At 64.8% G+C, this 15,995-nt stretch carries 17 protein-coding genes; 6 read left to right on the top strand and 11 right to left on the bottom strand.

Annotated features, from left to right (window positions below; all coding sequences use genetic code 11):
- Positions 1-138 precede the first annotated feature (138 nt).
- A complete protein-coding gene (locus ACIP1U_RS16555) occupies positions 139-918 on the top strand; it encodes a DUF4397 domain-containing protein (protein WP_400316742.1) in 780 nt (259 codons plus the stop codon).
- Between the two features lie 218 nt (positions 919-1,136).
- Positions 1,137-1,505 (top strand): VOC family protein, encoded by a 369-nt coding sequence (locus ACIP1U_RS16550; protein ID WP_400316740.1) that lies wholly within the window; start codon positions 1,137-1,139, stop codon positions 1,503-1,505.
- A gap of 3 nt (positions 1,506-1,508) precedes the next feature.
- Here ACIP1U_RS16550 and ACIP1U_RS16545 read toward each other — a convergent pair whose 3' ends face one another.
- From ACIP1U_RS16545 to ACIP1U_RS16530, 4 genes are all read right to left on the bottom strand, one after another.
- Positions 1,509-1,817 carry a transcriptional regulator gene (locus tag ACIP1U_RS16545; protein WP_342917664.1) on the bottom strand — a complete coding sequence of 103 codons (309 nt, stop codon included), beginning with the start codon at positions 1,815-1,817 and terminating at the stop codon, positions 1,509-1,511.
- A gap of 217 nt (positions 1,818-2,034) precedes the next feature.
- Positions 2,035-3,537 carry a tripartite tricarboxylate transporter permease gene (locus tag ACIP1U_RS16540; protein ID WP_400316738.1) on the bottom strand — a complete coding sequence of 501 codons (1,503 nt, stop codon included), beginning with the start codon at positions 3,535-3,537 and terminating at the stop codon, positions 2,035-2,037.
- Positions 3,538-3,550: 13 nt separating this feature from the next.
- The gene (locus ACIP1U_RS16535; RefSeq protein WP_400316736.1) at positions 3,551-4,012 is read right to left on the bottom strand and encodes a tripartite tricarboxylate transporter TctB family protein; all 462 of its coding nucleotides are present in this window, start codon (positions 4,010-4,012) and stop codon (positions 3,551-3,553) included.
- Between the two features lie 997 nt (positions 4,013-5,009).
- Positions 5,010-6,461, bottom strand: coding sequence for an MATE family efflux transporter (locus ACIP1U_RS16530; RefSeq protein WP_400317016.1), 1,452 nt, complete (start codon positions 6,459-6,461; stop codon positions 5,010-5,012).
- A 349-nt stretch (positions 6,462-6,810) separates the two neighbouring features.
- Here ACIP1U_RS16530 and ACIP1U_RS16525 point away from each other — a divergent pair, with 349 nt between their 5' ends.
- Both ACIP1U_RS16525 and ACIP1U_RS16520 read left to right on the top strand, forming a co-directional pair.
- Complete coding sequence (locus tag ACIP1U_RS16525; protein ID WP_400316734.1) at positions 6,811-7,602, top strand: MHYT domain-containing protein; 792 nt, start codon at positions 6,811-6,813, stop codon at positions 7,600-7,602.
- 220 nt (positions 7,603-7,822) lie between these two features.
- Positions 7,823-9,262 carry an NAD-dependent succinate-semialdehyde dehydrogenase gene (locus ACIP1U_RS16520; RefSeq protein ID WP_400316732.1) on the top strand — a complete coding sequence of 480 codons (1,440 nt, stop codon included), beginning with the start codon at positions 7,823-7,825 and terminating at the stop codon, positions 9,260-9,262.
- A gap of 63 nt (positions 9,263-9,325) precedes the next feature.
- Here the strand turns inward: ACIP1U_RS16520 and ACIP1U_RS16515 are convergent, their stop codons facing one another.
- The 6 genes from ACIP1U_RS16515 to ACIP1U_RS16490 form a co-directional block, all read right to left on the bottom strand.
- Positions 9,326-9,703, bottom strand: coding sequence for a cytochrome C oxidase subunit IV family protein (locus ACIP1U_RS16515; protein WP_400316730.1), 378 nt, complete (start codon positions 9,701-9,703; stop codon positions 9,326-9,328).
- 8 nt (positions 9,704-9,711) lie between these two features.
- A complete protein-coding gene (locus ACIP1U_RS16510; RefSeq protein WP_400316728.1) occupies positions 9,712-10,416 on the bottom strand; it encodes a heme-copper oxidase subunit III family protein in 705 nt (234 codons plus the stop codon).
- A 30-nt stretch (positions 10,417-10,446) separates the two neighbouring features.
- Positions 10,447-11,094 carry a bb3-type cytochrome oxidase subunit III gene (locus tag ACIP1U_RS16505; RefSeq protein WP_400316726.1) on the bottom strand — a complete coding sequence of 216 codons (648 nt, stop codon included), beginning with the start codon at positions 11,092-11,094 and terminating at the stop codon, positions 10,447-10,449.
- On the bottom strand, positions 11,091-12,848 hold the full coding sequence (gene ctaD, locus ACIP1U_RS16500) for a cytochrome c oxidase subunit I (protein ID WP_400316724.1): 1,758 nt from the start codon (positions 12,846-12,848) through the stop codon (positions 11,091-11,093). Before ctaD ends, ACIP1U_RS16505 begins: the two co-directional genes overlap by 4 nt.
- Before the next feature lie 10 nt (positions 12,849-12,858).
- Complete coding sequence (locus tag ACIP1U_RS16495; protein ID WP_400316722.1) at positions 12,859-14,196, bottom strand: c-type cytochrome; 1,338 nt, start codon at positions 14,194-14,196, stop codon at positions 12,859-12,861.
- 312 nt (positions 14,197-14,508) lie between these two features.
- A complete protein-coding gene (locus ACIP1U_RS16490) occupies positions 14,509-15,012 on the bottom strand; it encodes a hypothetical protein (RefSeq protein ID WP_400316720.1) in 504 nt (167 codons plus the stop codon).
- A gap of 287 nt (positions 15,013-15,299) precedes the next feature.
- Between ACIP1U_RS16490 and ACIP1U_RS16485 the strand changes: the two genes are divergently transcribed.
- Both ACIP1U_RS16485 and ACIP1U_RS16480 read left to right on the top strand, forming a co-directional pair.
- On the top strand, positions 15,300-15,479 hold the full coding sequence (locus ACIP1U_RS16485) for a hypothetical protein (protein ID WP_400316718.1): 180 nt from the start codon (positions 15,300-15,302) through the stop codon (positions 15,477-15,479).
- Positions 15,480-15,527: 48 nt separating this feature from the next.
- Complete coding sequence (locus ACIP1U_RS16480; protein WP_400316716.1) at positions 15,528-15,692, top strand: hypothetical protein; 165 nt, start codon at positions 15,528-15,530, stop codon at positions 15,690-15,692.
- Between the two features lie 42 nt (positions 15,693-15,734).
- On the opposite strand, the gene ACIP1U_RS16475 is transcribed toward ACIP1U_RS16480, so the two are convergent.
- A complete protein-coding gene (locus ACIP1U_RS16475; RefSeq protein ID WP_029047538.1) occupies positions 15,735-15,932 on the bottom strand; it encodes a rubredoxin in 198 nt (65 codons plus the stop codon).
- Between the last annotated feature and the right edge of the window lie 63 nt (positions 15,933-15,995).

Genomic DNA, 15,995 nt, shown 5'->3' with positions numbered 1-15,995 from the left:
CGTTGCATCACGGCAGCTGCATCCATGGCACGCGCGCTCGCCGCGCCTGCAGCAGAACGCCAACTGGCCACGCTACCGGCAACCCCGCCGCGCGGCATGGGCCAGCTCGTCTCTGATTCCAACGGTAAGAGGTGACCCATGTTCCGATCCAAATCCAGTCTTATCCTCGGCCTCGTGCTGGCCGCAGCGGCAGTCCTGTCGGCCTGCGGTGGCGGCGATGACGGCATCGACGATCGTATCGGCCTGAGCAAGCCGACCGTCCGCGCGATCCATGCGATCACCGGCGGCCCCAACGTCGACATCCTGCAGAACGGCGCGCTGACCAGCTTCACCAACAAGCCGTACAAGTTTGTCTCGACCTACTTCAACGTTGAAACCGGCAACCAGCTGATCTCGTTCAACGCTGCCGGCACGCAGACCGAACTCGGCCGCGCGACCATCGTGGCCGCCACCGGCCACAAGTACACCGTAGTAGCCCTGCCAGGCGCGACTGCTGCCGAAGTGCTGCTGATCGATGATCCGTTCGAAAAGGGCCTGCTGTCGAACAAGGCGCGCGTGCGCACGCTGAACGCTTCGTTCAATGCGCAGAACGTCGATATCTACCTGACCATGCCGGCGATCGACCTCAATTCGGTCGGCCCGAACTTCAGCAACGTGGGGTACAAGCAGGCATCGCCGGCTTCCGGGTCCGACTCGGTCGACATGGACGGCGGCACCTATCGCCTGCGTATTACCACGGCGGGCACCAAGACCGTAATCTTTGATTCGGGCACGCTGACGCTGGAAAATAACGCCGACTGGCTGATCACCACCATTCCGACTGACGGCATCGGCGCGGCCGTGCCGAACAAGATCAAGGTGCTGGTGGCACGCGGCAACGACGAGTCGCAGGCTGGCCTGGAGCTGGTATCGCAATAACGCTGGTATCGCAATAGCGCGACAGGCATGATCCTGACCGTGCCAGATGCACGGGCATACGCCGCAGGCCGGTCCACTGGACCGGCCTGTTTTTCTTTCAGGCGACATTCAGCCGCCAAACCTGTACGCTATCGGCGTGGGACCGCGCTGGTGCGCGCATGTCCGTCGCGGCATGTCGACGCGCTGCTCCCCGCACACAACTATGGGGGATTGCAGATATGGCTATCCAACTCAATCACACCATCGTGTTTTCCCATGACAAGAAGGTGTCGGCCGACTTCCTCTGCGAGATCCTGGGGCGTCCCGCGGCAGTGCCGTTCGGGCCATTTCTCGCCGTCCGGCTCGACAACAACGTCACCCTCGACTTCATGGACGCCGACGGCAATGTTGCCCTGCAGCACTATGCCTTCTTGCTGAGCGACGCCGAGTTCGACCAGAGCTTTGCCCGCATCCGCGAGCGCAAGCTGATGTACTGGGCTGACCCATACCGCCGCCGGCCAGAAGAAGTCAGCACCGACGACGGCGGCCGCCGCATCTATTTCGAGGATCCGAGCAAGCATTTCCTGGAAATCTTTACCAGGGAATGACGCTCAGGCCTGCTCGCCCTCGTCCGGCGCCAACTCGGCCTTCAGCACCGCAAGGTGCGAGATGTACTGCTCCAGTTCGGCACGCCCGCGCTCCGTGATGCAGTAGACACGGCCACTGCCTTCAACCAGTTCGGCCGTGATGGCACGCGCCATCATCAGGCTGCGCAGCACCGGCCGCAGCGAGCGGATGTTCTTGTCGATGCCCCGTTCCCGCAGGCGTTCGACCAGGCTCAGCACCGTCGAAGGACTCGACTGCACGAGCTTAAGGACATAGATACGTGAGAAAAACCGGTCAAGGGTTGGCGGTTTCATGGGCGCTGTCGGTGCACCCGATAGTGCGGGAATCCTGATCATCATGCGCAGCCATGACTGCTGCCGCAGTCGGGCACTCTATTGTCGTGATGTCGGGCCGTGCGGCCCGAGCCAAAGAAAAACGGGGTGCACAGAGGCACCCCGAAACGCTTGCGTTGTCATGCGCCGCCTGGGGTGAACCGTTCCGACGGTGCAGTCCCGGGGAGCACGCGCGGTGCTACTCTTCCTGGAACGCCTCTTCGCGCTTGGCCTTGATCGACGGCAGGGTCACCACCGCCACCAGTGCCGCGGCGGCAATCAGCAGGCCGACTGACAGCGGACGCGTCACGAACACGCTGAAGTCACCACGCGACAGCAGCAGCGAGCGGCGGAAGTTCTCCTCCATCATCGGCCCCAGCACGAAGCCCAGCAGCAGCGGCGCGGGCTCGCACTTGAGCTTCAGGAACAGGTAGCCGATGATGCCGAAGCCGGCAGCCATGAACACATCGAAGGTCTGGTTGTTGACCGAGTAGACGCCGATGCAGCAGAACGTCAGGATGGCCGGGTACAGGAAGCGATACGGCACGGTCAGCAGCTTGACCCAGATGCCGATCATCGGCAGGTTCAGGATGATCAGCATCAGGTTGCCGATCCACATCGAGGCGATCAGGCCCCAGAACAGCGCCGGGTTGCTGGTCATCACCTGCGGGCCGGGCTGGATGTTGTGGATCGTCATCGCGCCCACCATCAGCGCCATCACCGCGTTGGGCGGAATGCCCAGCGTCAGCAGCGGGATGAACGAGGTCTGCGCCGCGGCGTTGTTGGCCGATTCCGGACCCGCCACGCCTTCGATCGCGCCCTTGCCGAACTCGTGCGCAAACCTGGAGGTCTTCTTCTCCAGCGAGTAGGCCGCGAACGAGGCCAGTGCCGCACCGCCGCCCGGCAGGATGCCCAGCGCCGAACCCAGCGCCGTGCCGCGCAGCACCGCGGGGATCATGCGCTTGAAGTCTTCCCTGGTCGGGAACAGGTTGGTGACCTTGTTGGTGAAGGTCTCGCGGGCTTCCTTCTGCTCCAGGTTGGCAATGATTTCAGCGAAGCCGAACATACCCATGGCCAGTGCCACGAAGTCGATACCGTCGGTCAGTTCCGGCACGTCGAACGAGAAGCGAGCGGCGCCCGAGTTCACGTCCGTGCCAATCAGGCCCAGCAGCAGGCCCAGCACGATCATCGAGATCGCCTTGACCAGCGAACCCGAGGCCAGCACCACGGCACCGATCAGGCCGAGCACCATCAGCGAGAAGTACTCGGCAGGGCCGAACTTGAACGCGATTTCCGACAGCGGCGTGGCAAACGCAGCCAGGATCAGCGTGGCCACGCAGCCGGCGAAGAACGAGCCCAGGCCGGCGGTGGCAAGTGCCACCCCCGCTCGTCCTCGTCTTGCCATCTGGTAGCCGTCGATGGTGGTCACCACCGAGGACGATTCACCCGGCAGGTTCACCAGGATGGCGGTGGTCGAGCCGCCGTACTGGGCGCCGTAGTAGATGCCGGCCAGCATGATCAGCGCGGCCACCGGCGGCAGCGTATAGGTGATCGGCAGCAGCATGGCGATGGTAGCCAGCGGCCCCAGGCCCGGCAGCACGCCGATCAGCGTACCCAGCACGCAGCCCAGGAAGGCGTAGGCCAGGTTCTGCAGCGACAGGGCTGTGGAAAAGCCCAGCGCAAGATGGTCAAACAATTCCATGGTGTGCGACTCCTTAGCTTGCCAGGAACGCCGGCCACACCGGCATCTGCAGGTTAATGCCGTAGACGAAGGCACCGAGACTGATCAGCACCAGCACTACGCTGTTGAGCAACGCGCCCTTCCAGCTGAATTCGTGGCTCGCCATCGACGACACCAGCACCAGCACGAACACCGACAGCACCATGCCGAGCGGCTTGAGCAGCAGGCCGAACAGCACGACCGAACCCAGGATCCACAGCAGGGTCTTCAGGTCCCAGCGGGCAAGGTTGTCTTCCTCGCCCTTGGCCGAGAGCGAGCCCAGCAACACTACCGCGCCCAGCACGGCGAGCACCAGGCCCAGCAGGAAGGGGAAATATCCGGGTCCCATCTTTGCCGCCGTTCCCATGGAATAGCCGCGTGCGACCCAGGAAAAGCCAAGACCGACCAGGATAAACATCAGGCCGGAGGCAAAGTCCTTTTGGCTGCGTATGCGCAAAACGATTCTCCTCAAAGTTCATGAAATGCGAGGCCGGGAGGTTGCGCCGGCTCTGACAGCAACGCGGCATGCCAGGGGCCATGTTCCCGACGGTTGGATCGAACCTTAAAGAGGTGATCTTTCAGCGGCCTTTCATTTGTCTTTGTTTACGGGTATTTACCGATGTACCTTGAAATAAGGGGTTTTTGATGGATGAGAAGTTCAAATACATCATGATGTGATGTATTTGTCCGAAGTGCTTTTTTGAATGAGAAATGGTGATCGGCGCAGGCGATATGCGGGTGCTTTTTTCCTGGCGAATAAGACGGCGCGCGCGCTTGCGTCAGGGCAAGGCGCGGCCGTTAAGACGCGCTTGATTGTGCGAGCGCGTGTGCTGGGAGGGAGTGCCAGCGGTGGCAGGATGACAGGTTGATCTTTCGAATGGCTTTCAGGGGGTTGGATTATTTTTTTGCGCTGCGGCTTGGCATCTGGCGGATATTTGATATGCCCGGTTCCGCCCTGAAGGGCGGGTAACTCTTTGTCCGAGCGACAAAGAGTCACCAGAAAGCGCGTTGACTGCCCTGCGGGCGGCCACTCTTATCGTAGTGTCCGGAGGCTCTCGTACGGGGCTGAGCTTCGTTGCGGAGCAGGACTGCCTGCCGCAAGGGTGCACCACGGCGGCGGGATTGACATGCTGGTTGAACGAGCCCAGAAGGTTGGGGGCCCCTGCTGCCGACGTCAACGCAGGAACGCCTACGGCTGCGCTGCGCGCCGGCAACATCTCAGGCCAGGGGTCCCGGGCACAGAACGCGTCGCTGCCCTCGCTTGGCGCTATCGCCGATGAGCCCCAGGCCTGTCCCTTCCCGCCTGTTTGCTCCCCTCTCCCGCTTGCGGGAGAGGGGCCGGGGGTGAGGGCCGCAGGCTCCACGAAGTGAAGCCAGCCAACTTGCCGGCGCCGCGCCAGACCTCGTAAGCGCCAGCCATATCGCCAAGCTGCAGCACAAAACTCGAAGAAACCTCAACGAACCTGCTCAACAACATCCTCACAAGGCGTCCCCATACTCGTATCCGGCGCCTGCCCCACCGCCTCCCCAGGATGCCCGCCAGCCGGAAGAATATGACTACGCCGCCAGCCCCCCGATTGGTAATACCCCACCGCCAGCACCAACGACACTACCGAGCCCACAGGAAAGCTCCACCAGATCGCGTCCGCGCCGATACGCTCGCCAAGCAGCCAGGCAAACGGCAACCTGATCACCCACATCGACAAGAACAAGATCACCAGCGGCGCCATCACGGCGCCTGTAGCGCGCACCGTACCAAAGATCACGATCGTGAAGCCAAACAGAATGAACGACCACAGCACCACCACATTGATATGCTGGGCGATGCCAATCGCAACGCTGTCGTCGCCAAGAAAGATGCCGAGCGAATGCCGGTTGAACAAGTAGATCAGTCCGACCAGCGCCCCCGTCATGGTCACATTGAAAAGCAGCCCCACGCGCGTGATACGCGACACCCGCTGCCACAACCCGGCCCCTACGTTCTGCGCGACCATGGATGAAACGCTGGCGCCCACGGCCAACGCCGGCATCTGCACATACGTCCATAGCTGCGATGCCACCCCATAGGCCGCCGTCGTCTGCGACCCGTAAGCATTGACCAGCGCCATCATCACGATCGCGGACGACGAGATCACCACCATCTGCAACCCCATCGGCAGTCCCTTCATCACCAGCGCACGCAGGATCGCCGGATCCGGGCGCAGCAGCGCAAGCTGGCTGCGATGCAGCAGCAGGAAATGGCGACGCCGATAGAGCAGCACCATCATCGCCGCCAGGCTGGCCAGCTGCGCGATCAACGTCGCCAGCGCAGAACCGGCAATGCCCATCGCCGGCACCGGCCCGACACCGAAGATCAGCACCGGGTTAAGCACCACATCCAGCACCACCGACAACAACATGAACCAGAAGGGCGTACGCGAATCGCCCGCGCCGCGCAGCGTCATCATCACGAAGTTGTAGAAATACATGAACGGCAGCGCCAGGAAGATGATGCGCAGGTAGCTCACCGCCAGCGGCGCGGCATCTTCCGGCGTATGCATCGCTGCCAGGATGTCGGGTGTATAGACAAAGCCGAGCACCGACGCCAGCGCCGACAGCGCGACAAAGAACGTAGTGCTGGTCCCGACCACGCGCCGCGCCTCGTCCAGGTCGCGCGCGCCCACGGCCTGGCCGATCATGATGGTGTTGGCCATGCTGATGCCGAATACCACGCCCAGCAGGAAGAACAGGATGATGTTGGCGTTGGAGGTCGCCGTCAGCGCGGCTTCCCCGAGGTAGTGTCCGACCCAGACCGAATTGATCGAGGCGTTCAGCGATTGCAGGATATTGCTGCCGAGCACCGGCAGCGAGAACAGCAGCAGCGTACGGCCGATCGGGCCGGTGGTCAGTCTGGCATCTGGCTTCATCAGGGGCATGGCGCGTGGCTGCGGCGGCCTGCGCCTCGCCCCGGCGCCCAGGTGGCGTTGGATGGCAATCGGGAATCGGGCCAGTCTATCGCTGCGGAGCAGGCGTCACAAGCGTGTGCGGCGCGGCGTTGCCCCGTAATTTTTACCTGAATGAGTTATTCCGGGCCGATGCTGCTCCGCGGCATACTCCGCGCGGGGCAGCGCCACGCCGGCGCACCACGGATCGGCCCGCAGAGGCCCGCCTTTCGCCCCTGGCAGTTTGCTCTCCCGCAATTCAGTCCGGCAGCAAACGCCGCGTACCGGCGTACGCGCGCGCTCTCAGTCGCGGTACCTTCGAGGAGGTATGGTCATGTTCGTCGGTTTCCAGCCCGTTCCCGGCACCGTGGTGCCATTCGCCTATGACTGGCCCATGGTGGCCCTGTCGTTTCTGATCTCGGTTTGCGGTGCCTACGTGGGGCTGCGCTGGTCGCGGCGTATACGGTTGCCCGACGGGCGGCTGGACGTTGACCGGCTGCTGTGCGCCAGCGTGGCGCTGGGCGGCGGTGCGGTCTGGTCGATGCATTTTATCGGCATGGTCGCGTACCGGACGCCGACGCACCGCGAGTTCGGGCTGTTCATGACGCTGGCTTCGCTGGTCGTCGTCATGCTGCTGGTCGGCGCCGGCCTGGCGCTGGCCTCGCGCCCGCGCGGCAGCCGCACCGACAACGTGGTGAAGGGCGGCGTGCTGACCGGGCTGGGCGTGGTGGCGATGCACTACACCGGCATGGCGGCAATCCGCTCCAATACGCGCTTTGACTGGGACCTGAGCGTGATCGCACTATCGGCGGTGATTGCCGTGGTGGTGTCGGTGGTGGCGCTGTGGCTGGCCACCACCGTGAAGACGCTCGGCAAGCAGCTGGCCGCGGCGGTGGTGATGGGCGTGGCGGTCTGTGGCATGCACTACACCGGCATGTCCGCCGGCACCATGGTCTGCACCAGCCCCACCTATGCGCCCAGCCTGTTCGCCATCGAAGGCGACAGCATCGGCTATGCCGTGTTCGGCCTGACGCTGATCACGCTGCTGGTGATTCTGGTGGTGGAAGCCACCCGCACCGGCGCCACCACTGTCAGCACGGCCGCCCGGCCGCGCGACCTGGCCTGAGTGCCGCGGGCGCAGCCCGCTCCGGCCCGCATCCACCCCTGCCGGCGGCGGGACGGGTGCCGCACTTTCCTCCCTGCCTGCGCCCGCCCCGGGCGCAGCGTCCACTGCATGATCGCCGCAGTCGCGGTAAGCTTGCGTTTTCACTGACGGCCGCGGCTGCGGGGTTGCCCGCCGCCGCGGCCTTGCCTTCGCCCATCGAACGCCACCAAGGAGAATACGCATGTACCAGGATCTCGCCCTCTATATCGACGGTGAATTCATCAAGGGAGGCGACAGGCGCGAGCAGGACGTCATCAATCCGGCCACCGAGGAAGTGCTGGGCAAGCTGCCGCACGCCACCCGCGCCGACCTTGACCGCGCGCTCGCCGCTGCGCAGCGCGCGTTCGAGACGTGGAAGAAATCCTCGCCGCTGGAGCGCGGCAAGATCCTGCGCCGCGTGGGCGAGCTGGCCCGCGAGCGCGCGAAGGAGATCGGCCGCAATATCACGCTGGACCAGGGCAAGCCGCTGGCCGAAGCCATCGGCGAGATCATGGTCTGCGCCGAGCATGCCGACTGGCACGCCGAGGAATGTCGCCGCATCTACGGCCGCGTGATTCCGCCGCGCCAGCCCAATGTGCGGCAGATCGTGGTGCGCGAGCCGATCGGGGTCTGCGCCGCGTTCACGCCGTGGAACTTCCCGTTCAACCAGGCGATCCGCAAGATCGTCGCCGCGGTGGGCGCGGGCTGCACGCTGATCCTGAAGGGTCCGGAGGACTCGCCCAGCGCGGTGGTGGCGCTGGCCCAGCTGTTCCATGATGCCGGCCTGCCGCCGGGCGTACTGAACATCGTCTGGGGCGTGCCCAGCGAAGTCTCGACCTACCTGATCGAGTCGCCGATCGTGCGCAAGATTTCGTTTACCGGCTCGGTGCCGGTGGGCAAGCAGTTGGCCGCGCTGGCCGGCGCGCACATGAAGCGCGTGACCATGGAGCTGGGCGGCCATTCGCCGGTGCTGGTATTCGACGACGCCGACATCGAGCCCGCCGCCGAAATGCTGGCGCGCTTCAAGCTGCGCAATGCCGGCCAGGTGTGCGTGTCGCCGACGCGCTTCTACGTCCAGGAAAAGGCCTACGACAAGTTCCTGGCGCGCTTCACCGAGGTGATCGGCTCCATCAAGGTCGGCAACGGCCTGGAGGATGGCACCCAGATGGGCCCGCTGGCGCATGAGCGCCGCGTGCTGTCGATGGAGCAGTTCCTGGACGATGCCAGCCAGCGCGGCGGCAAGGTGGTGGCCGGCGGCTCGCGCATCAGCGCCCTCGGCAGCGACAAGGGCTATTTCTTCGCGCCGACCGTGGTGACCGACCTGCCCGACGATTCGCGCCTGATGACCGACGAGCCGTTTGGCCCGGTTGCGCCGGTCACGCGCTTCAAGGACACCGCTGAAGTGCTGCGCCGCGCCAACAGCCTGCCCTTTGGCCTGGCCTCGTATGTGTTCACCAACTCGCTCAAGACCGCGACGGAAGTCTCCAACGGGCTGGAAGCGGGCATGGTCAATATCAACCACTTCGGCATGGCGCTGGCCGAAACACCGTTCGGCGGCATCAAGGATTCGGGCATCGGCAGCGAGGGGGGCCTGGAGACGTTCGATGGCTACCTGGTGACCAAGTTCATCACCCAGGCCTGAACGTCCTGCGGGCACAAGGCGGACTGCCGCCGGCTCCCTCCCGGAGCCGGCGGCGCCTCCCCGTCAGCGGAAGAAGCTGCCGCGCGTGAGGAACGTATAGTTCGCTTCTTCCGCCATCAGCCAGACCAGCACCAGCAGGCACAGCGGCGGCACCAGGATGGCGCAGATCAGCGCCATGCGCTCCCATGCCATATGCATGAACACCGCCACGATCAGCCCCGCCTTCAGGAACATGAACACCAGGATCAGCGTCCAGCGCAGGTAGCCGGTGACATGGAAATAGTCGACCAGGTAGGACAGCGTCGACAGCACGAACAGCAGCAGCCAGATCTTCAGGTACAGCCCGATGGGGTGCTGCTGGCCGGTGTGCGCGCCGGCATGCCCGGGCTCGTGCCCGGACGGCTGCGTGGGGGTTGCGGGGGTTGCGGGAGTCGATGCCATGGCCGCCCTCACCAGAGATAGAAGAACGCAAAGATAAACACCCAGACCAGGTCAACGAAGTGCCAGTACAGGCCGGCGATCTCGACGATCTGGTAATTGCCGGTGGCTTCGTAGCGCCCGCGCAGCACGCGCGTGGCCACCACCAGCAGGTAGATCACGCCGCACGACACGTGCAGTCCGTGGAAGCCGGTGATCATGAAGAAGGTCGAGCCGAACTGCGCCGCGCCCATCGGGTTGCTCCACGGCCGCACGCCCTCTTCGACGATCAGCTTGGTCCATTCAAAGGCCTGCATGCCGACGAACAGCGCCCCGAACAGCGCCGTCACCAGCATCAGCGTGGCGCACTGGCGGCGCTGGCGCCGGTACGCGAAATTGACCGCCATGGCCATGGTGCCGCTGCTGGTGATCAGCACGAAGGTCATGATGGCGATCAGCAGCAGCGGGATGTCGGCGCCGCCTACGTGCAGCGCGAACACTTCGCTGGGGTTGGGCCATGGCACCGTGGTCGACATCCGCACCGTCATGTAGCCGGTCAGGAAGCAGCTGAAGACGAAGGTGTCGGACAGCAGGAAGATCCACATCATGGCCTTGCCCCACGACACCTTGAAGGCCTGCTGGTCCGATGACCAGTCGGCCAGCATGCCGCGCAGCCCGCCCGACGGCGGCGGTGCCACGGGCGGCGTGGCCGAGGGTGAAGACAGTTGCGTTGACATGCCGCTCTCCTCCTCTTCTGCGTGCATGCCCTAAGCCGTGCCGCAGAGATAACGCACCAGCTCGGGCGTGAGCCAGCCCAGCGCAGCCAGCAATACCGCCCACACGGCGAGCAGGAAATGCCAGTAGCGCGCGCACAGCCGCATGCGCAGCGCGGCGCTGTCGCCGCTGCCTCGCGCTGCCGCCGCGAAGCCCCACCCGATCAGGCCGCCCAGCACGTGCAGGCCATGCATGGCGGTCAGCAGGTAGAAGAAGCTGCCTGCCGGATTGCCTGCCGGCATGACCTGCATCGCGCCCAGGGCCTGCCAAGCCCACAGCTGCGAGACCACGAAGGCGGCCGCGCCCAGGCCGCCCAGCCGCAGCGCCAACCGCGCCACGCCCATGCTGCCGCGGCGCGCCGCGCGCGACGCCACCTCCATCGCCACACTGCCGGCGGCCAGCAGTGCCGTCGACAGCCACACCTGCCACGGCAAGGCAATGCGGTGCCAGTCCGGACTGTCCATGCGCAGCGCATAAGCGGTCAGGAACAGCGCAAACAGCGACGTGACCACGCCCATGAACACCCACAGGCCGATGCTTGCCGACGAACGGCGCTGGGGGTGGCGGTGCGCGGCATTCTCGCCTGAGGGATTGCCGCCGAAGTCGTCGCGGCTGACCTTGTAGACGGCGTCGGCGTTCATGCTACGGCTCCGCGGCTGGCATGGGGTTCGGGCTCCGATCCGCCCGCTTCGGGAGGCGCGTTCTGCGCAATGAAGTCCTCGGGCGCGCCCGGCACGCTGTAGGCATAGGCCCAGCGGTACACCACCGGCAGGTGCGGCCCCCAGTTGCCGTGCACCGGTGGCGTCTGCGGCGTCTGCCACTCCAGCGAGGCCGCGCGCCAGGGGTTGCCGTCGGTCTTCTGGCCACGGCGCAGGCTCCACACCATGTTATAGACAAAGAGCAGCTGCGCCGTGGCGACCACGAAGGCCGCCACCGAGATGTACATGTTCATCACGTGCGCGGATTCGGGGATGAAGGCGTAGTTCTCCCATGCGTAGTAGCGCCGCGGCATGCCCAGCACGCCAAGGTAGTGCATCGGGAAAAAGATCGCGTAGGTGCCGATGAAGGTAATCCAGAAATGCACGCGGCCCATGGTGTCGTTGAGCATGCGCCCCGTCACCTTGGGATACCAGTGGTAGATGCCGCCGAACACCACCAGGATCGGCGACACGCCCATCACCATGTGGAAGTGCGCCACCACGAAATACGTGTTCGACAGCGGGATATCCACGCTGACATTGCCCAGGAACAGCCCCGTCAGCCCGCCGATGACAAAGGTGCTGATAAACGCGATGGCAAACAGCATCGGCACCGAGAAATGGATGTCGCCGCGCCATAGCGTGATGACCCAGTTGTAGACCTTGATCGCCGTGGGCACGGCGATGATCAGCGTAGTGGTGGCAAAGAAGAAGCCGAAGTAAGGATTCATGCCGCTGACGAACATGTGGTGCGCCCACACCACCACCGACAGCACGCCGATCGCCAGGATCGCCCACACCATGGTGCGATAGCCGAAGATGCTCTTGCGCGCATGCACGCTGACCAGGTCGGAGACGATACCGAAGGCCGGCAGCGCGACGATATACACCTCGGGGTGGCCGAAAAACCAGAACAGGTGCTGGAACAGCAGCGGACTGCCGCCCTTGTAGTCGAGCTGCTGGCCCATCGACACCATCGCGGGCATGAAGAAGCTGGTGCCCAGGGTCTTGTCCAGCAGCATCATCACCGCCGATACGAACAGCGCGGGGAATGCCAGCAGCGCAAGGATGGTGGCCATGAAGATGCCCCACACCGACAGCGGCATGCGCAGCAGCGTCATGCCCTCGGTGCGTGCCTGCAGCACCGTGGTGACATAGTTCAGGCCGCCCATCGTCGCCGCCACGATAAAGATCGCCAGCGACACCAGCATCAGGATGATGCCCCAGTCATGCCCCGGTGTGCCGGGCAGGATGGCCTGCGGCGGGTACAGCGTCCAGCCCGCGCCGGTGGGCCCTCCCGGCACGAAGAAGCTGGCCAGCAGCACGATCACCGACAGCAGGTAGACCCAGAAGCTGAGCATGTTGAGGAAGGGGAACACCATGTCGCGCGCCCCCACCATCAGCGGGATCAGGTAGTTGCCGAAGCCGCCGAGGAACAGCGCCGTCAGCAGGTAGATCACCATGATCATGCCGTGCATGGTGACGAACTGGTAATAGCGATTGACGTCAATGAACTCGAAGCGCCCCGGGAAGCCCAGCTGCATCCGCATCAGGTTGGACAGCGCCACGCCCACCAGCCCCACCACGATCGCCACGATGGTGTACTGCACGGCGATCACCTTGTGGTCCTGGCTCCAGACGTAGCGGGTCCAGAAGCTCTGCGGCGCGTGATGGGCGGCATCGTCGGCGTAAGCCATGCGGGTCTCCTCACTTGCGGGGCGGCGCGGGCGCCGCGCCAGGCGGCACGGCCACTGCGGTCGACGTCGTATAGGTGCCGGAGGCAGCGCCCGGCGCCGGCGCGGGTGCCGCCGTGCCGGCCGCGGCGGTCGTGGCCGCGCTGGTGGCGGCAGCGGGCGCGCCCGGCGCGACGTCTTCCGGCGCGGCAGCCCCAGTCCCTGCCGACTTGATATACGCGATCAGCGCCGCAACCTCGTCTTCGCTCATCGGCAGCTTGGGCATGACCGGACCGAAGCCCTTCACCAGGCGCGCGTTCGGGTCCATGATCTCCTTGTGCAGGAAGGCGTCGTCGACCGCCGCGCTGCTGCCGTCGGCAAAGGTTTCGGTCTTGCCGTACAGGCCCTTCCACGTCGGCCCCACGCTCGGGTTGCCGTCGATGCTGTGGCACGCGGTGCAGCCCTTGCTTTGCGCCAGGGCGCGGCCCTTCTCGATCACGCCGGCGTCGCCGGCGGCGCCCGGTGCTGCAGCGGCCATGGCCGCCGGCGGGGCCGCCGCCTTCGCCAGCGCCATGGCAAAGGTCTGCTGCTTCGCCAGCCAGGCTTCATACGCGGCGGGTTCTTCCACCACCACGATGCCGCGCATGTTGTAGTGCCCCACGCCGCACAGCTGCGCGCACAGGATTTCAAAGCGCCCCGTTTGCGTCGGTGTGAACCAGAACGACGTCACCATGCCCGGCACCATGTTCATGCGCGCGCGGAACTGCGGCACGTAGAAATCGTGCAGCACGTCCTTGGAGCGCAGCAGCACTTTCACCGGCTTATTCAGCGGCAGGTGTACCTCGGGCCCCACGATGACGATGTTGTCCTGTCCGCGCGGGTCGTCCGGGTCAAGGCCCAGCGGATTGGAACCGGTGATGAAGCGCGGGTCGGAGGCACCCAGCTCGCCGCTCTTGCCGGGAAAGCGGAACGCCCACGACCATTGCTGGCCAACCACCTCCAGCACCATCGCCTCGCGCGGCGGGCGCACGTAGTCGGCGTAGACGAACAGGCCCGGCGCCAGCAACGCCGCCACGCCAAGGGTGGTGCCGCCGATCAGCCACCACTCGAGCTTGGGGTTTTCCGGCTCGTAAGCGGCGCGGTGACCGGTGCCGCCATTGGGGTGTGGCGCATTGTGACGGTAGCGCCAGACGATATAACCGATGAAGAGGTTGATGACGACGAAGAATATCCCGGTGATGACGAGGGTAATGGTCAGCGTGTCGTCCATCTGCTTCCAGTTGGACGCCAGCGGGGTCGCCCACCACGGGCTCAGGAAATGGAAGAGCACCGAAGCGACGACGATGACGACGAGTGCAATGGCCAACGCCATAACCACCCTCCTCCTCGCGCGCGGCGAGGGATGCGGAAGTCACGCAGGGTTAGATAAGACTAGTGCATGCCGTCAGGTCACTGCAAGGCGACATGCCGAGCCAATGCGTGCCACCAGGCACACGCGACCCGCAGAGAAAAAGCGGCGGCAGGAACCCTCGGTTCCATGCCGCCGCCATGGTCGCGCGCGGACCCGTGTAGTGGCCAAAGCGCGCTGGAAATGTGCATGCGTCTTGCCGTGCCGTTCGGGCACGATCCCCGGGTTAAAAAAATCTCGATTCGGCCGCTGAGCGCTGCGGCTCGGTGCGACACCTCAGTGCGACACGTCCTTGCTTTCCAGCTTCCAGTAGCACGCCGCCGCCGTCATGCCGAAGATCAAGTGGCCGATGAACGTATGCCAGCCACGTACCTCGATAAACCACGGGAACGCGCGCGTCATCACATAGAAGTTGAAAAAGTAGACCACCAGCCCGAACACGGCGCCGGCCAGCATCGCCATGCCGAGGCTCGAGTCCAGCGTGAACGGCGCGATGATCGCCGCCAGGATCATGCCCAACACCGCGCCGAGCACAAAGTGAATCACCAGTGCCGCCGCCACGGTACCGACGGTGAACAGCGACGTCTGCAACTCGTCCGGCCCCATCACGATCGCCGCGATCATGCGCGTGGCCACCCACGGATTGACGCCCGACACCATCGACGACCAGAACAGTTCCAGCACCAGCAGCAGCGCGCCTGCGGCCAGCCCCGACACCGCTGCCGCGGTCCAGTCTGGCAGGCGCCGCACGTAATGGTGCGATCGCATGTGAAGTTCCATAGCCACCTCCGTCTCTCTCGAATCGGCGGGGCATTCGACATGGTTGGGACCGGGCCCCGCGTCTCTGATCAGCATAGGACACGCGCTTCCCGTGAGGTTGCCGGCACGGCGAAAAACACGCCCCGCTTCGTGCGTGGCGCAACGCCTGCAGCGCGGAATGTGCCGGTGCCGATACCTGCGGCGCCCGCCTGCTGTGCGCACTACGGGACAATCCCGATGCGCGCTGCCTTGCGCGCGGCACACACTGCCTATACTGGAATCACAAAAGAGAGAGACAGGAGACCACCATGCACTTCAACGCGCATGATCTTGTATTCCTGATTCCGATGGCGCTGGTAGGCGTGATCGCCATGGGCTCGATCCCGGTGACCGCCAAGTACCTGCGTATCAGTTGCCGGACCATGGGGGCGCTGATCGGCGCGCTGGTCGCGGTACTGGTGCTGGAAGCGTTGCCGATGCTGATCTGAGCCCGTCCCGCAAGGTGTTTCGCTGCATTTGCGAGAGGGAGGGCCGCCATGTCCATCGGCCTGCTTGCCGCCATCATGGCCGCGCTGCTGTTTGTCACCGTTCTGCTGGCACTCTGGCGCTGCAGCTACCCATACCGGATGCGCTACCGGCGTTGCGCCGCGCAATCGCAGCGCACCGGGCTGTGCCGGCCGCCGTTGCGGCGGCATGGCTAGAGGAGCACGTCGGCGCGCAAGGCACGTAAGGCGCCGCTTGCGTTACAGCTCGATCATCGCGAATTCGCCCTTGCCGACGTCGCATTCCGGGCAGCGCCAGTCGTCGGGGATGTCTTCCCAGCGTGTGCCGGGGGCGATGCCGTCCTCGGGCCAGCCTTGCTCTTCGTCGTACACCCAGCCACAGATCACGCACACCCAGGTCTTGTAGGCGACGGCGGCTTCAAGTTGATCCTGCTGCAAAACACACTCCTGATTCGGTCATGACAGATAGCCCGGGCCGAATCATACCGTCTTTTGCCGGCG

It is taken from the genome of Cupriavidus sp. NPDC089707, assembly GCF_044748965.1.
In the GTDB taxonomy this organism is placed as follows: Bacteria; Pseudomonadota; Gammaproteobacteria; order Burkholderiales; family Burkholderiaceae; genus Cupriavidus.
The sequence above is the reverse complement of the archived record's forward strand: the minus strand, read 5'-3'. Positions and strand labels throughout refer to the sequence as shown.